This window comes from Bacteroides sp. AM44-19 (assembly GCF_003603395.1).
Classification (GTDB): domain Bacteria; phylum Bacteroidota; class Bacteroidia; order Bacteroidales; family Bacteroidaceae; genus Bacteroides; species Bacteroides uniformis.
Genome location: NZ_QTNB01000012.1, coordinates 73,041 through 88,037 on the forward strand (window position 1 = coordinate 73,041; position 14,997 = coordinate 88,037).

At 50.5% G+C, this 14,997-nt stretch carries 12 protein-coding genes; 3 read left to right on the forward strand and 9 right to left on the reverse strand.

From position 1 onward, the window contains the following. The first annotated feature begins 3 nt into the window (after nt 1-3). The 3 genes from DW947_RS21890 to DW947_RS15840 are packed head-to-tail and all read left to right on the forward strand — an operon-like array spanning nt 4 to nt 4,410. The gene (locus DW947_RS21890; RefSeq protein ID WP_243635094.1) at nt 4-1,512 is read left to right on the forward strand and encodes a cellulase N-terminal Ig-like domain-containing protein; all 1,509 of its coding nucleotides are present in this window, start codon (nt 4-6) and stop codon (nt 1,510-1,512) included. Then, on the forward strand, nt 1,401-2,531 hold the full coding sequence (locus tag DW947_RS21895) for a glycoside hydrolase family 9 protein (RefSeq protein ID WP_243635095.1): 1,131 nt from the start codon (nt 1,401-1,403) through the stop codon (nt 2,529-2,531). The genes DW947_RS21890 and DW947_RS21895 overlap by 112 nt, the downstream gene beginning before the upstream one ends. Next, on the forward strand, nt 2,521-4,410 hold the full coding sequence (locus DW947_RS15840; RefSeq protein WP_182012136.1) for a hypothetical protein: 1,890 nt from the start codon (nt 2,521-2,523) through the stop codon (nt 4,408-4,410). Before DW947_RS21895 ends, DW947_RS15840 begins: the two co-directional genes overlap by 11 nt. A gap of 82 nt (nt 4,411-4,492) precedes the next feature. Here the strand turns inward: DW947_RS15840 and DW947_RS15845 are convergent, their stop codons facing one another. From DW947_RS15845 to epsC, 9 genes are all read right to left on the reverse strand, one after another. Next, nucleotides 4,493-5,302 (reverse strand): metal ABC transporter ATP-binding protein, encoded by an 810-nt coding sequence (locus DW947_RS15845; RefSeq protein WP_117962935.1) that lies wholly within the window; start codon nt 5,300-5,302, stop codon nt 4,493-4,495. Between the two features lie 34 nt (nt 5,303-5,336). Next, a complete protein-coding gene (locus tag DW947_RS15850; protein WP_119958554.1) occupies nt 5,337-6,239 on the reverse strand; it encodes a metal ABC transporter solute-binding protein, Zn/Mn family in 903 nt (300 codons plus the stop codon). A 77-nt stretch (nt 6,240-6,316) separates the two neighbouring features. Beyond that, a complete protein-coding gene (gene mnmD, locus DW947_RS15855) occupies nt 6,317-6,997 on the reverse strand; it encodes a tRNA (5-methylaminomethyl-2-thiouridine)(34)-methyltransferase MnmD (protein ID WP_057088818.1) in 681 nt (226 codons plus the stop codon). A gap of 162 nt (nt 6,998-7,159) precedes the next feature. Further along, on the reverse strand, nt 7,160-7,639 hold the full coding sequence (locus DW947_RS15860) for a YqaA family protein (protein WP_117962937.1): 480 nt from the start codon (nt 7,637-7,639) through the stop codon (nt 7,160-7,162). Further along, a complete protein-coding gene (locus tag DW947_RS15865; protein WP_117962939.1) occupies nt 7,624-8,619 on the reverse strand; it encodes a hypothetical protein in 996 nt (331 codons plus the stop codon). The genes DW947_RS15860 and DW947_RS15865 overlap by 16 nt, the downstream gene beginning before the upstream one ends. Beyond that, nucleotides 8,620-9,894, reverse strand: a complete 1,275-nt coding sequence (gene purD / locus DW947_RS15870) for a phosphoribosylamine--glycine ligase (RefSeq protein ID WP_117962941.1) — start codon at nt 9,892-9,894, stop codon at nt 8,620-8,622. It lies immediately after the preceding gene. Nucleotides 9,895-10,077: 183 nt separating this feature from the next. Beyond that, a complete protein-coding gene (locus DW947_RS15875) occupies nt 10,078-12,303 on the reverse strand; it encodes a S9 family peptidase (protein WP_117962943.1) in 2,226 nt (741 codons plus the stop codon). Nucleotides 12,304-12,323: 20 nt separating this feature from the next. Next, nucleotides 12,324-13,823: a THUMP domain-containing protein gene (locus DW947_RS15880; protein WP_009037570.1), complete on the reverse strand. Its 1,500-nt coding sequence runs from the start codon at nt 13,821-13,823 to the stop codon at nt 12,324-12,326. A gap of 139 nt (nt 13,824-13,962) precedes the next feature. Continuing rightward, the gene (epsC, locus tag DW947_RS15885; RefSeq protein WP_005830965.1) at nt 13,963-14,862 is read right to left on the reverse strand and encodes a serine O-acetyltransferase EpsC; all 900 of its coding nucleotides are present in this window, start codon (nt 14,860-14,862) and stop codon (nt 13,963-13,965) included. Between the last annotated feature and the right edge of the window lie 135 nt (nt 14,863-14,997).

Consider the following 14,997-nt stretch of genomic DNA (forward strand, 5'->3'; position numbering starts at 1 on the left):
TTTATGAAGAAATTTATAGCAGGTGCAGCATCACTGATGCTTTGTATGGGGCTGCACGCCCAGGATTTCAGAATCAATCCATCGGGATATTTTGAGAATGGCGGGGCCAATGTGATGGTGTTCAGTGACGTCTACCCTGAAGGACACCAGGGAGGACTGACCCTTGTTTTGAATGGAGACCGCAGGGCTGCCAATGGAGATGTGCGCTTTGAAATCTCGCAAGGGCAGTGGCAGGGATTGCCCAAGATGAGAAGCCGGGTGGTGGATGAGGCTGACAATGAAATCCGTGTCACATTGAGTTATCCGGATTCGGCCAAACATATGGCAGGCTTTAATCCGATGCTTTATCCGGATTTTGTTTTTGGCTATACCATTAAGGTCAAAGGCGAGAAGGATTATCTGGTATTGACCGTTGATTTGGACCAACCGGTGCCCGAGCGGTTTGCCGGCAAGTTGGGCTTTAATCTGGAATTGGTACCTTCCACTTTGCTGGGCAAGCCGTGGATTATGGACAACCGGACGGGAGTCTTTCCCCACCAGGCGATGGGGCCCACCATGAAACAGTCTTCCAACATGGAGCATATCGGAGATTTCAACCCTGGCGGGAAAGCTGATTTGGACCAGTTGCTGTTGGATAGAAAGACTTATAACCCGATGATTGCCGATGATATCGTCTCTGCTCCTTTTGCCGAGGGGAAAAAGTTTGTACTCAATCCTCAGGATGATTTGGCAAAGATTACGATTGAAAGTGAGAAAGGAGACTTGCTGCTGTATGATGGAAGGATAAATCATAACAACGGTTGGTTTGTGCTCCGTTCGGAGTTCCCGGTAGGGACAAAGGAAGGTGCGGTGAAATGGATAATCCGTCCGACAGTCACTAAAGACTGGCGTTATGCACCGGTGGTGCAAGCCTCTCAAGTAGGTTACCATCCTGGACAGAAGAAAGTAGCTGTCATAGAGTTGGACAAACGGGATACAGACTTCAAGCAACCTGCCCTTTATCGCATTGTTGCCGATGGCAGGAAACTGGTAAAGCAGCAGGCTGCCAAGGATTGGGGAGATTTCCAACGTTACCACTATCTGCAGTTCGACTTCACGGAAGTGACGGAAGAAGGGCTCTATCAGGTGATGTACGGCGATGCTGCTTCTCCGGTGTTCCGCATTGCCAAAGATGTGTGGGACAAGGGTATCTGGCAGGCAGAGGTGGAATACTTCTTGCCGGTACAGATGTGCCACATGCGTGTGAACGAAAAATACCGTGTATGGCATGACTTCTGTCATCATGACGATGCACGTATGGCCAAAACCGATATCAACCATATAGACGGATATACTCAAGGAACCTCTACTCTTTGTAAGTATCAGCCGGGTGATTTGGTTCCAGGGCTGAATGTGGGTGGATGGCACGATGCGGGGACTATGACTTGCGTGTGGAATCCCAGGCAGGCGAGGCCTATATACTTGCCATGGCTTGTGAGAACTTTGGTGCCTATTGGGACGAGACTTCCATAGATTTTGAAAAGAAGATAGTCGAGATTCACCAGCCGGATGGAAAGAATGACTTGTTGCAGCAGGTGGAAAACGGTGCTTTGACGATAGTGGCGGGTTGGAAGGCTCTGGGGCGTCTCTACAGAGGGATTCTGTGTCCTACCGTACGCCAGTATGCACACTTGGGTGATGCGTCGGCCCATACAGACCATGTCAGTGGGACTGCCGACGACCGCTGGGTGTTTACGGAGGACAACCCTGGTAGGGAACTTCAAGTGGCTGCCTGGCTGGCAGGTATTTCACGTGTCTTGAAGGGACATAACGATGCATTGGGAGCGGATTGTCTGGAGATAGCCCGTGAATTGTTCAGGATTACCCGCTGCGACAACAACCGGGTGCTGACAGCCAAGGTACATGCTGCCGTAGAACTTTATCTGGCGACAAAGGAAGTGGAATACCGTGATTTCGTTTTGCAGCAGCAGGATTTCATCTGCAAGAACATCCGTCAGACGGGTTGGTTCATCGGACGTTTCGACAAGGCTGTGGGAAATGCACGTTTCAGCAAGGCTGTTCGCAAAGCACTGCCGGAGTTGCAGGCTATGTATCAGGAGTATAGCAGTAAAACTCCGTATGGAGTGCCGCATGACAGAGGTAACCGTTCTTCCGGTTCATGGGAACCCCAGCATCTGGGCTACAATTACTGTTACCTGCATGCTGCCTATCCTGACTTGTTTGCACCGGACTATATTTTCAATGCTGTCCAATACCTGCTCGGTATGCATCCGGGACGTAATCAGGCAGCGTTTGTAACGGGAGTCGGTGCCGAAACGATGAAAGCTGCCTATGGTGTCAACCGTGCCGACTGGTCTTATATTCCGGGTGGAGTGTCTCCGGGTACAAATCTGATTCGTCCTGACTTGCCCGAATTACTTCATTTCCCGTTCTTATGGCAGGAGGGTGAGTACTGTTTGGGCGGACATGCTACGTGGTTTATGTATATGGTATTGGCATCTCAGAAAATATTGAATGGTAATGAACAGTAAAATAAAGGTAGATAAGTTTGTAATTGTAGCTTTTCTGCTCTGCATGGTCTGCACTATGGCCATGCAGGCAAAAGCTTATGACAATTTTAAGGTATCGGTCTATGTACGTGCCTACGAGGTAGACAAGATGAAGGACATCCATTGGCTGGATTCGACTTGGAATGTGATTTCACAACAGTTGGAAGTGGACAAGATTTATCTGGAAACACATCGTGATTTACTGATTGTGGATGACGCCACCCTGGAGCAAGCTAAGAAATTTTTCCATGACCGGGGAATAGAGACTGCCGGAGGAATTACCTACACCATCAACGAGGCAAACAGTTTCGAGACGTTCTGCTATTCCAATCCCGAGCATCGTGAGATGGTGCGAAAGATTGCAGAACATACGGCAAAGCACTTTGACGAGTTTATTCTGGATGACTTTTTCTTCACCAGTTGCAAGTCGGACATAGAGATAAAAGCCAAAGGTGCGCAGAGCTGGACGGAATACCGTTTGAAGCTGATGACTGAAGCCGGGCGCGACCTTGTGCTGAAACCTGCCAAGAAGGTGAATCCTCGTGTAAAGGTAATCATCAAGTATCCCAACTGGTACGACCATTTCCAAGGTTTGGGCTTTAATCTGGAGGAAGGTCCCCAACTCTTTGACGGTGTCTGGACGGGTACCGAAACAAGGGATCCTGCCGGCAACCAGCATCTGCAGAATTATCTAAGCTATAATATTATCCGCTATTTCGATAATCTGCGTCCGGGCTACAACGGTGGAGGATGGGTGGACTCCGGTGGACTGAATCTAGGCATGGACCGCTATGCTGAGCAGCTGCATCTGACCATGCTTGCCAAGGCTCCCGAAATCATTCTCTTTGCCTATAACCAGCTTCTGGGCGTGAAGTTGTCTCCCAGGTTCCGTACCCCTTGGCAGGGCATGGGCACCAGCTTTAATTATGATGAGATGACTGCCCCTATCCGGCAGAAGGACGGAACTTCCATAGAGCCTACCACCATGGCACGCATTGCGGATGTTGTATTGAAACAGACTGATAAACTGATAGGTAAGTTGGGTAACCCCATTGGCATCAAGTCCTACAAGCCTTTTCATGTGGCGGGTGATGATTTCTTGCAGAATTATCTGGGCATGATAGGTTTGCCGATGGATATACGTCCCGTTTTTCCGAAAGACCAACAAGTGGTGCTGCTGACTGCCCAGGCGGCTCAAGCTCCGGAGCTCATGACCGACATTAGGAAGCAATTGCAAAGCGGACGGGATGTGGTGATTACAAGCGGCTTGCTGAAAGCCATTCCTGAAAAAATTGCCGAAATAGTAGAGTTGCGTTGTACCGATTTGAAAGCTCTTGTCAATGATTTTGGCCGATACGGACAAGCCGGACGCGATTTATTGATACCGCAGGTTCAGTATTATACGAATGATGCTTGGGAAGTAGTCAGTGCGGGCCGTCCGTTGACGGGAGGAGTATCGGGGTATCCTATTTTGTTGAGAGCTCCCTATGCCGCCGGCAATCTATATGTATTGACCATTCCCGATGATATGGGAAATTTATATGATTTCCCGGCAAAAGCCTTGAATGAGATTCGCCGCATTATGAGTAGGGATATGGATATCTATCTGGAGGCTCCCTCCAAAGTCGGATTGTTTGTGTATGACAATAAAACACTGGTGGTGGAGAACTTCAATGATGAACCGGTGGAAGTGCGTATTGTTACCGATGATGAGGTGACGAGGTTGGAAAATCTGGAGAATGGGGATATTCTGGCTCCCCTTCCTGCCGAACCCGTACAGAGCAGGCGTCCGGTGACACCAAAGAACTCTTTCCGTTTGTCATTACTGCCCCATTCGTATAAGGCTTTCCAATATAAATGACGGGTAAGAAGATTGTCGGATAGTTATTCGGAAGGGTAACGGGAGGTCGGTTCTACAATGGGCCGGCCTCCTTTGCTTCCAGTCATCCGTGAGAATGCTTGTGTTCTTTCAATATCCTGTGCGGCAGTGTCCCGTGCCCCAGCAACTCTATCGGGCAGTTGAAGTTGCGTTCCAGCCATTCTTTCGTAACGCCGGTATCGGGATGGTAGTCCAGGGTTTCGTTGACGCAGGCAATGGACTTGACTTGCTGCAACACCGTGCCGATGTCGTGGCTGACGAGAATAATGGCGCAATCCTTGTTTATCTCTGCCAGCAGTTCGTAGAGGCGGGCTTCGAAACGCTTGTCGATGTATGTGCTGGGTTCGTCGAGAATCACCACCTGCGGGTCGGAGATGATGGCACGGCCCAGGAGGGCACGTTGCAACTGTCCGCCGCTCAAAGCGCCGATGGCACGCTGCTCCATGCCTTCCAGCCCCATGCGGGCTATCACGGCAGAGGCTTTCTCGCGGTGCCGGGCGGTGAAGCGTGAAGCCAGCGGCTTCTTGCTGCTGAGTCCTGAAAGGATGACCTCCTCTACGGTGATGGGAAATTTCCGGTCGATGCTGCTGTACTGGGGCAAGTAACCCATAGATAATTGACAATTGACAGTTGATGATTGACAATTGGCAATTTCGGAGGGGGATGGGGGGCAGGAGTGATATAGAATTTCCCCGGCGGTGGGTTTCAGCAGTCCCAGTATACATTTGATAAGGGTAGTCTTTCCACCACCGTTGGGACCGATGATGCCCAGAAAATCACGTTCGTAGATAATCAGGTTTATATCATGCAGTACGGTCCGGTTATCGTATCCGGCGCTGAGGTTCTTTATCTCTATAATGGGGGATGCAGGCATAGCTTCTTCTTCGTTAAATGGACAGAATCATCGTTTACTCTTTTACAAGCGCTCTGGCGGTATTCATCATCTCCTCCTCCCAGTCGTATGAGAGGGGATTGATAGCCACCACCCGGATTCCGGTCTGCTGGGCGATAAGGTCGGCATTGCGGCGGTCGAATTCCGGCTGTACAAAGATGACGCGTACCTTCTCCTTCTTGCAGGAGTTTATCAGGTTCTTCAGATGGGTGGGAGAGGGTTCCTTTCCACCGGCTTCGATAGGAATCTGGTGCAGGTTGTAGTCGCGGGCAAAGTAGGAAAGTGCCGGATGATAAATCATGAAGGCACGGTCGGCATTCGGGCTGGAAAGCATCTGGCAGATGAGGCTGTCTGTATGCTCTATCCGCCGGATGAGTGCGTTGTAACGTTCCATGTAGGCGTTTTCATTGGCTTTGTCTATGGCGCAGAGTGCATTCAGAATATTTCCGGCAATGATTTGGGCGTTGATGGTGGAATTCCAGATGTGGGGTTCCACACCACCGGCGTGCGTATGGCCTTCGTGTACATGCCCGTCTTTATGATGATGTGCATGGGTATCGTCCAGAATAAGTTCCACATTCTCGGACATATCGAAGAATTGCAGGTGGGGAGCATTGTCCGTCAGTTTTTCCGTCCATGTCTGCTCGAAACCGATGTAGCCGATGCGGAAATAGGCCTTGCTTTGGGCAAGGTCGACAAGCTGCTGGGGCGTGGGGTCGTAGGTTTCCGGACTTGAACCTTTGGGCACCATGCTGACGACGGTGAATTCATCGCCGGCAATGGCTTCGGTGAAATACCGCAGCGGCTCGATGGTGACGGTAATCACGGGTTTATCGTCATTCTTCTTGTTCTGTTGGCCTCCTTGCTTGCACGAGAAGAGCAAGGTGGCTATGAGGAGTAAAAAACAAAACTTTTTCATTTACAATTTACTATTTACAATTTACAATTTGGCTGCGCTGTGGCAGGGGGCATCAACTATTCATTATCAACTATTCCTTATCCATTTATCACTTCCTCTTTCCTTCCCCTCAGTATCTCCCGTTTCCCTCCGGGGGGACCTGGGAGACGCTCTACCTTGAATCCTACGGCTTGCAGCATGCGGCGTATTACTCCTTTGGCGCAGTAGGTGGTCAGCACGCCATCGGTGCTCATGGCGGCATGGATATTCCGGAAGACTTTTTCCTCCCACATTCCCGGTTGCTTTTCGGGTGCAAAGGCATCGAAGTAGACAACATCGAACGGAGATTTATTAATCATTAACAAACTGTCAATGCTTATTGTTTCGACATCTGCCCGCACTTTTCTCAGTGTGAAATAAGGAGTTATGGCAACTTCTTCTTCCCACGCAGCCCGATGCAGTTCCTCGAACAGAGGATTGTCGCTATATTTTAGCGCATCCACCTCCGGCCATGCAAGCGGATAGAGTTCAATACCGGTATAGTGCACAGGTCTCTTTTCCTTTTCGGCAGTTTCCAGTGTAAGCAGGGCATTCAGTCCGGTGCCGAAACCGATTTCAAGGATATGCGGGCGGGCAGTAGCGGATGCTTTCAGTCCCATGTCGATGAAGATGTGCTGTGACTCTGTACGTGCCCCCTTTACCGAATGATAATGTTCATTCAGTTCCGGTACAAACAGTGTCGCACTTCCGTCTTCCGTCTTCTCTATGATTCGTTGCATCACTTCTGCTTTTGTTGAATGTTTTTATTTAGCTTAATTCTCTGTGATTCAGCGTGTTGTTGCGCCTATATATCCAGCGTGCTGCATCTATACATCCAGCACGTTGCATCTATACATCCAACGCGTTGTATCTATACATCTATTGCTCAAACTCACTACATGTCAATAATTCATCATCGAAATGGCTCCTTGCAGTGCCCACAGCATAGCTATGTAGCGCACCAGTTTCCCTGCAAACATGGACGTGGTGGTCAGTATCAGATTACTGCGCATGAAGCCCAGTGCAATGGCTATGGCCTCTCCCACAAAAGGCAGAAAGGCGAAGAAAGCCATCAGTGCCCCTTTCCCTTGGAGGAAATGCTGCATCCGTTCTATCTTTTCCCTTTTTATCTTGAAATATTTCTCAATCCAGTCTATACGTCCCAGACGTCCCATGTAGTAGCACGTCATGCCTCCCAGCGTATTTCCCAAGGTGGCGGAGAGTACGCACAGTGCCGGGCTCAGACCGACCTTGACCAGTGCTACCATCACTATCTCGGAACTGAACGGAATGATGCTTCCTGCCAATAGGGCAGAGATGAACAGACCGACATATCCCCAGTCAATCAGCAGCTGTACGAGTGTATCTACAAAAGCGTCCATATGTTGAATCCTAATAGAATGAATAATCCGATAAATGCACAAATGAAGAATATATTGGAACTGCGGCTATTTGTCAGTACAAACAAGTGTCCCGCCAGGATGCTGACACCGATGAGCAGGAAGGACATCAAGTGGACACTCAATACCGGTTGCAGTCCGATATAGACAAAGATGCAGAAATTCAGCAGGATGAGGAAGTGTAGATAGCTTCGGGTGCGTATCTTGTCTTCATAGCCGGCAATGAGACAGTGTGCCGCGCTGACGATGAACAGAACAAGGAGATACCCGAGGGTGGCGAGTTCCCACGGCTGATAGTCGAACCGGGTGGGAGCGAAGGTCACCAGCTCGCGGAAGGGCTGGCAGAAGAGTTCCATTTGCCCGTAGTAGAGGGCGTGTCCCAGCAACAGCCAGTAGGGTACGCTCCATCCTACCAAGGAAGCGAAGAAACTTTTGGGTTGGAGAGACTGGAAGTTGTAGGCACCTATCCAGAAGATGGGGACAAACAGCATGAGCTGCGGAAAAAGCAGGCTGCCCAGTCCGATGAAGACAAAGGCGTGGAAGAGATTGCCTGTGGGCCGTGCCTGCTGGTAGCTCTTGAAGAGGAAAAACAGTGCCACCAGGAAGGAGGCGGCTGCCAAGTCTCCCGCATACAGCATGTGCAGGCTGGGGCAGACGGATATCAGCAGGAAGTAGACAGAAGTCTGTACCGATGCCCGCATCCGGATGATGGCGAACGTATTGTTGAGCTGTATTAGGAAGTACCCGATGACGGCATACAGAATAAAGCTGAAGAGACGGTTTGCCCAGGTGGGGATGCAGAAGTCGCAGAATGTTTCCCAAAGGGAATATCCGCTTTGCTGTGTCTCCGTCTCGGGCAACAGAACGGCAGTCAGTATCCAGCAGGATACTGAAATCAGGATAGCGGCGGGTAGTGTGAACCGCCCTGCCGTTATCCGGTTCTGGAATCTCTTCGTTCTCATTTATAAATCAAATCCTATATCTCTTCTGAAATATTTCTTCTCGAAGTCTATCATGTCGGCCACGCGGTAGCTTTTCTGCAAGGCTTCTTCCTTCGTTTCACCATAGGAGCAGACGGCGATGACACGGCCACCGGCGGTTACGGTCTGTCCGTCTTTGGTGGCTGTTCCGGCATGGAAGAGGATGCTGTCTGTTTCGGCAGCCTTCTCGAATCCGGTCATCACCTTGCCCTTTTCGTAGACTTCCGGATATCCTCCGCTCACCAGCATGACGCAAGCGGCTGTGCGAGGGTCGAATTCCAGCGTACGCTGGTCGAGGTCGCCCTGGGCAACGCCTTCGAGCAGGTCTACCAGGTCGCTCTTGATGCGCAGCATCACACTTTCGGTTTCGGGGTCGCCCATGCGGACGTTGTATTCAATGACCATCGGTTCGCCCTTCACGTTGATAAGTCCCAGGAAGATGAAGCCTTGATAGCCGATTTCTTCTTCCAGCAGACCGTTTACGGTAGGTTCGATGATGCGGGTGCGTACTTTTTCCATAAATGTTTCGTCGGCAAAAGGTACGGGAGTAACACTGCCCATACCGCCGGTGTTGAGGCCTTTGTCGCCTTCGCCGATACGCTTGTAATCTTTGGCTACGGGCAATACCTTATAGTGGCGGCCGTCTGTCATCACGAATACGGAACACTCGATGCCGCTGAGGAACTCTTCAATGACTACCGTGGCGCTGGCATCGCCGAACATGCCGCCCAGCATTTCCTTCAGCTCTTTCTGAGCTTCTTCCAGTGTGGGGAGAATCAGCACGCCCTTGCCTGCACACAGTCCGTCGGCCTTCAGTACGTAAGGCGCTTCGAGGGTTGCGAGGAAATCGAGTCCTTCTTGTAAGTTGTCGGCGGTGATGCTCTTGTAGCGGGCAGTGGGGATGTTGTGGCGCATCATGAAGCCTTTGGCAAATTCCTTGCTACCTTCCAGTGTGGCACCTTTGGCGGTGGGGCCGATGATGTCGATATGGCAAGTGGCAGGGTCTTCCTTGAAACTGTCGAAGATGCCTTGTACCAGCGGGTCTTCGGGGCCCACAACAATCATGTCGATTTCTTTCTCAAGGGCAAAAGCCTTGAGTGCGGGAAAGTCTGTCGCCTTCAAGTTCACATTCTCGCCTGCTTCGCTTGTACCTGCATTGCCGGGAGCAATATATAGTTTCTCTACTTTCGGGCTTTGGGCAATCTTCCATGCCAGAGCGTGTTCGCGGCCACCGGAGCCTAATAATAATACTTTCATGGGTTCATTTACAATTTACAATGTACAATTTGTCTGTGCTGTGGGGCATCAGGTAAGTTGTACAGATTGTTATACTTAATGATTTATTCTCTCTTTTATTCTCTTCTTTCTTCTACCATCTACTCCCTATTTGCACGCCCGCACTGCATAGCAAATTGTACATTGTATATGGTACATTGTACATTAAAGATATTCTTCAAAATATCTTGTTATCTTCTCGTGCAGATGCACACGGTCGCGTCCCAGGACGTTGTGCTTGTGCGTGGGATAGATAAACAAATCGGGATAGGTACGGGCATCCACGCACGCCTTCATGAATGAAAGGGTGTGCTGCGGCACGCAGGTGTCGTCGTGGTCGTCGTGTATGATGAGCAGATGTCCTTTCAAGTTACCGGCAAGGTTTTTCAGATTTGTCTGCTTGTAGCCTTCCGGGTTCGCTTGCGGAGTGTCCATATAGCGCTCACCGTACATTATCTCGTAGTATCCCCAGTCGATAACCGGTCCGCCGGCAACGCCTACCTTGAAAATTTCGGGATAGCGCAGCATCAGCGCCGTAGTCATGTGTCCTCCGAAGCTCCAGCCGTGCACGCCGATACGCTCTCCGTCCACATAAGGCTGGCTTTTCAGGAATTCTACGCCCTTCACCTGGTCTTTGCCCTCTTCGATGCCCAGCTGGCGGAAGGTGGCGTTTTCAAACTCCAGTCCACGGTTGCTGCTGCCACGGTTGTCGAGGCTGAACATGATGTAGCCTTTGTTTGCCATGTAGATGTCCCAGCCGCGGGCATCGTTCATCCAGCCGTTCGTTATCATCTGGGCGTGCGGGCCGCCGTATACGTAGACGATGGCGGGATACTTCTTTGCCGGGTCGAAGTCGGCAGGCTTTATCAGGCGGTAGTACAAGTCTGTCTTGCCGTCGGCGGCTTTGATGGTGCCTACTTCTATGCTGGGCATTTCAAAGCCTTCGTAGGGGTTCTTGGCTGTCAGCAGTGTGTGTTCCCGTTGTTTTTTCGGGTTGGTGGACATCAGTTTTATGATACGGGGGCAAGTGGGCGAAGAGGCATTGTCGATGAGGTAAGTTCCCATGAAACCGGAAATTTGTGCCGAGTGCATGCCGGTTGGGTCTCCTATCAAGCTGCGTTTGCCATTCTTCAGGTTGACAGCGTAAAGGTTGCTCTGCAAAGGAGAGATTTCCGTACTCTTGATGATGAGCTCTTTCGTGTTCCGGTTAAAACCTACGATGTCTTGTACAAGCCAGGGGCCGGAGGTGAGTTGCTTCAGCAGTTCCCCTTCCGTATTGTATAGGTACAGATGGTTGAAGCCGTCACGCTGGCTTTGATAGATGAACTTGTGGCTGTCCCATGGCAGGAATAGAATGGGAGATTGCGGCTCCACATATTTGGGATGTCTCTCTTCGATGAGCACTTGTTGCAGCTTTCCGCTTTCAGCATCGTACCGGCACAGTTCGGAGTGGTTTTGGTCTCGGTTTAGCTCTATCAGATAGAGGCTTTTGCCATCCGGTGCCCAGGTGATGTTGGTGAAGTAGCGGTCTTTTGGGTCGCCCATGTCCAGGTAGATGGTCTTTTGAGTAGCCGGATTGTAGATACCTACCTTTACCTGATGGCTGAGCATGCCGGCCATGGGGTAGCGTATTTTATCCACCAGTGCTATTCTTGTCGTGATGTCAACCAATGGATAGGGGGTGACCATGCTTTCGTTCATTCGATAAAAGGCCAGCAGGTCCCCGGCAGGATTCCAGAAAGTGCCTTTTGAAATGCCGAATTCATTGCGGTGCACACTTTGTCCGCAGACGATACCTTCCGGTTCGTTGGTGACTTTCAGGGTTTGCCCGTCATCGGTCATCACATAGAGATTATTGCCGATAGTATAAGCCAAATGGCGGCTTACCTCGTTCCAATCCTCATTTGCGGCTTGGGTGGGGCAAGGCTGGCTCCAGATGACTTTTTTCTTCTTCCAGTCGACGAGGGCACGGTACTTGCCGGTGTTCAGCAGCAGGAGTGGGTCTATTTGGACTTGAATACCCAGATTGACGCCTCGGGGTACGTTGACAGCCTTTGCAGCATGAAAGTGACGCAGTTTTCCAAGTCCTTTTTCTTCCAGCAGCGCGTTGGCTTCTTCCAATGTGATGGCAGTGAATTTCTCTCCGGGCTTGGCACCTAATCCTTTGACAGCCCATGTACCTTCTATATTGTCGATGCCAAGTTCCAAACAAGCGGCATCGCCCCACCACTGGTACGATTTGTTTTCCGGTTTGTGGTAGGTCTCACCTCCGGGAATCAGATCTTCCAGGGTCGGCTTTTTCAGTTCTTGTGCCATAGCGTTTGTTGCAAGCAGAGCAGGTACTGTTATCAGCAGTGCAAGAATGCTCTTACTTATTTTCTTTGCATTCATTCTCCTTGTCATTGTTCGTGTTATTCTTCTTCCTTCTTTCCCGCCTCTCTTCTTTTGCTTTCCGGGTAAGACTCACCCGACCTTGTTCTGCGTTCTCCACCGAATTCACGTCTTTCCCTCGGTCTGAACTCCCGTCTTTCCCCATCCTTGAACTCTCTTCTTTCACGCGGACGGAATTCGCGCTTTTCGCCGTCCTTGAATTCTCTTGGTCTGCGTTCGCCGTTGAACTCGCGTCTTTCGCTACCGAATTCACGTCTCTCTCCACTGAATCGGGGACGGAATTCGCGTCTTTCTCCGGGTTTGAACTCTTTCCGTTCCCCAGAAGCCGGACGAAATTCTTTGCGCTCCTTGCTCAACTCCTCGCCTTCGGCACGGAATTCCTTGTACTTTCCATCGAAGATTTCGTACTGGCGGAATTCGCATTCCAGCGCACCATTGAATAAAGGTATCTTGGAGGTGGCTTTTAGCCCGATTTGGTCGAAGCACTCTTCCCGGTAAGAAAGAATCCATGCGGTGTTGCCCGTAAAGGCATGTTTCAGACGCTCGCCAATCATGGAGTAAAGGCCCAGCAGGTCGTTGGTAGAGATACGCTCACCGTAGGGAGGATTGGTGATGATGATGGATTTCTCCGCAGGTTGCTCGAATTGCTGGAAAGGTTGCAGCTTCAATACCACGTCCTTGCTTACGCCGGCAGCCTTTATATTGTGTGTGGCAATTTCGTTTGCCTTCGGGCTGTTGTCGTAACCGTATATCTTATGCGTAAATTCACGTTCCTGGCTGTCGTCATTGTATATCGTGTCGAACAGCTCCTGGTCAAAATCCACCCACTTCTCGAAAGCGAACTCCTTGCGGAATACGCCCGGAGCGATGTTGCGTGCAATCAGCGCCGCTTCGATGGGAATGGTTCCCGAACCACACATCGGGTCTATCAGGTCACATTCGCCACGCCAGCCGGTCATCAATATCATGCCGGCGGCCAGCACCTCATTCAGCGGGGCCTCTACTGCTTCCTGGCGATAACCGCGGCGGTGCAGCGATTCGCCGCTGGAGTCGAGAGACAGCGTACATTTGGTTTCGGCAATGTGTATGTTCAGCAGCACGTCCGGTTTGTTGACACGCACGCCGGGACGTTCGCCGGTCTTCTCGCGGAAATAGTCCACGATGGCATCCTTCACCTTGTAGGAAACGAACTTGGAATGACGGAACTCTTCACTGAATACAACCGCGTCCACGGCAAAGGTCTTGTCCGTATCCAGATAGTCTTCCCATCGGATGGCTTTAATCTGTTCGTAAACCTCGTCGGCATCCTTGGCTGTGAAGTGTTTGATGGGTTTCAGTATCCGGATGGCTGTACGCAGGCAGAAGTTTGCCTTGTACATCATTTCCTTATCACCACTGAAAGATACCATGCGGCGGCCTATTTCTATTTCGTTGGCGCCCAGTGCAGTCAGCTCTTGTGCCAGTACCTCTTCCAGTCCTTGGAAGGTTTTGGCAATCATTTCAAAAGATTGTTCGCTCATCTATGCATTTACTTTATGTGAATCGGCAATCTGGGTAGTTGTCACTCGTTTCTCTCATTAGTGGCTGATAACCATTTAACTACTTGAACTGCTGATTTGAGTTATTTACGATTTTAATTGTTTATTGGTTGTTTGTGACTTACTTCTTGGCCTTTGTCTGTACAATCCTTGCTCCTGCGGGAACATCTTCTGTCACCCAGATATTGCCGCCTACGGTGGCTCCTTGTCCGATGGTGATGCGTCCCAATATGGTGGCGTTGGAATAGACTATCACATTGTCTTCCAGAATGGGATGGCGGGGAATACCCTTGATGGGCTTGCCGTCTTCGTCTAGCGGGAAGCTCTTGGCACCGAGGGTCACACCCTGGTACAGCTTCACGTTGTTGCCGATGATGCAGGTCTCGCCGATTACCACACCCGTACCGTGGTCGATGGTAAAATAACCACCTATTTCCGCTCCTGGATGGATATCGATTCCCGTTTCACTGTGCGCCATCTCGGTGATGATGCGGGGAATGAGGGGAACACCCAACTTGAGCAACTCGTGTGCGATGCGGTAGTTGCTGATGGCGCGGATGGCCGGATAGCAGCTGATGACTTCGCCGAACGACTGTGCGGCGGGGTCACCGTTGTAGGCGGCTTCCACATCTGTGGCGAGTGTACGTCTCATTGCCGGCAGGTTGCTGATGAACTTGGCAGCCAATAAGGCGGCTTCTTCCCGTTGGAGCTCGGTACAACAGTTGCATTCGCCGTCGCCTGCAAAGCAGAGGCCGGCAAGGATTTGCTCGGTCAGCAGGTCGAACAAGCGTTCGACATTGACACCGATATGGTAAGTCACCGTACGGCTGTTGACCGTAGAATTTCCGAAATATCCGGGGAAGATGATGGCTCGCGCCAGTTCGATGATGTCGCGCAGCACTTTTGCCGAAGGCAGCGGGTTGCCGTCCGTATGCTGGTGAAACAGTCCTTTGTATGATTCGCTTTCCGATAGCTCATCGACTGCTTGTGTCAAAATGTGGGTAAAGTTGAGTGGACTCATTATGATATCCTTAAGTTTAAAAGTGGCAACAAAGATAGGAAATACTCGTCAAATATCCTACATATCCCTCATTTATAGTATGTATTTACCATATTTGTGGTATTTTCTACGAACCAATTTTGCGCTACTTTTGTC

Bases quoted from the DNA above. Each gene is read 5' to 3' on its own strand.
- purD (WP_117962941.1), bottom strand. From the start codon at position 9,894: ATGAAAGTATTATTATTAGGCTCCGGTGGCCGCGAACACGCTCTGGCA.
- DW947_RS15875 (WP_117962943.1), bottom strand. From the start codon at position 12,303: ATGAATGCAAAGAAAATAAGTAAGAGCATTCTTGCACTGCTGATAACA.
- DW947_RS15840 (WP_182012136.1), top strand. From the start codon at position 2,521: ATGAACAGTAAAATAAAGGTAGATAAGTTTGTAATTGTAGCTTTTCTG.
- mnmD (WP_057088818.1), bottom strand. From the start codon at position 6,997: ATGCAACGAATCATAGAGAAGACGGAAGACGGAAGTGCGACACTGTTT.
- epsC (WP_005830965.1), bottom strand. From the start codon at position 14,862: ATGAGTCCACTCAACTTTACCCACATTTTGACACAAGCAGTCGATGAG.
- DW947_RS15850 (WP_119958554.1), bottom strand. From the start codon at position 6,239: ATGAAAAAGTTTTGTTTTTTACTCCTCATAGCCACCTTGCTCTTCTCG.
- DW947_RS15860 (WP_117962937.1), bottom strand. From the start codon at position 7,639: ATGGACGCTTTTGTAGATACACTCGTACAGCTGCTGATTGACTGGGGA.
- DW947_RS21895 (WP_243635095.1), top strand. From the start codon at position 1,401: ATGGCACGATGCGGGGACTATGACTTGCGTGTGGAATCCCAGGCAGGC.
- DW947_RS15865 (WP_117962939.1), bottom strand. From the start codon at position 8,619: ATGAGAACGAAGAGATTCCAGAACCGGATAACGGCAGGGCGGTTCACA.
- DW947_RS21890 (WP_243635094.1), top strand. From the start codon at position 4: ATGAAGAAATTTATAGCAGGTGCAGCATCACTGATGCTTTGTATGGGG.
- DW947_RS15880 (WP_009037570.1), bottom strand. From the start codon at position 13,823: ATGAGCGAACAATCTTTTGAAATGATTGCCAAAACCTTCCAAGGACTG.
- DW947_RS15845 (WP_117962935.1), bottom strand. From the start codon at position 5,302: ATGCCTGCATCCCCCATTATAGAGATAAAGAACCTCAGCGCCGGATAC.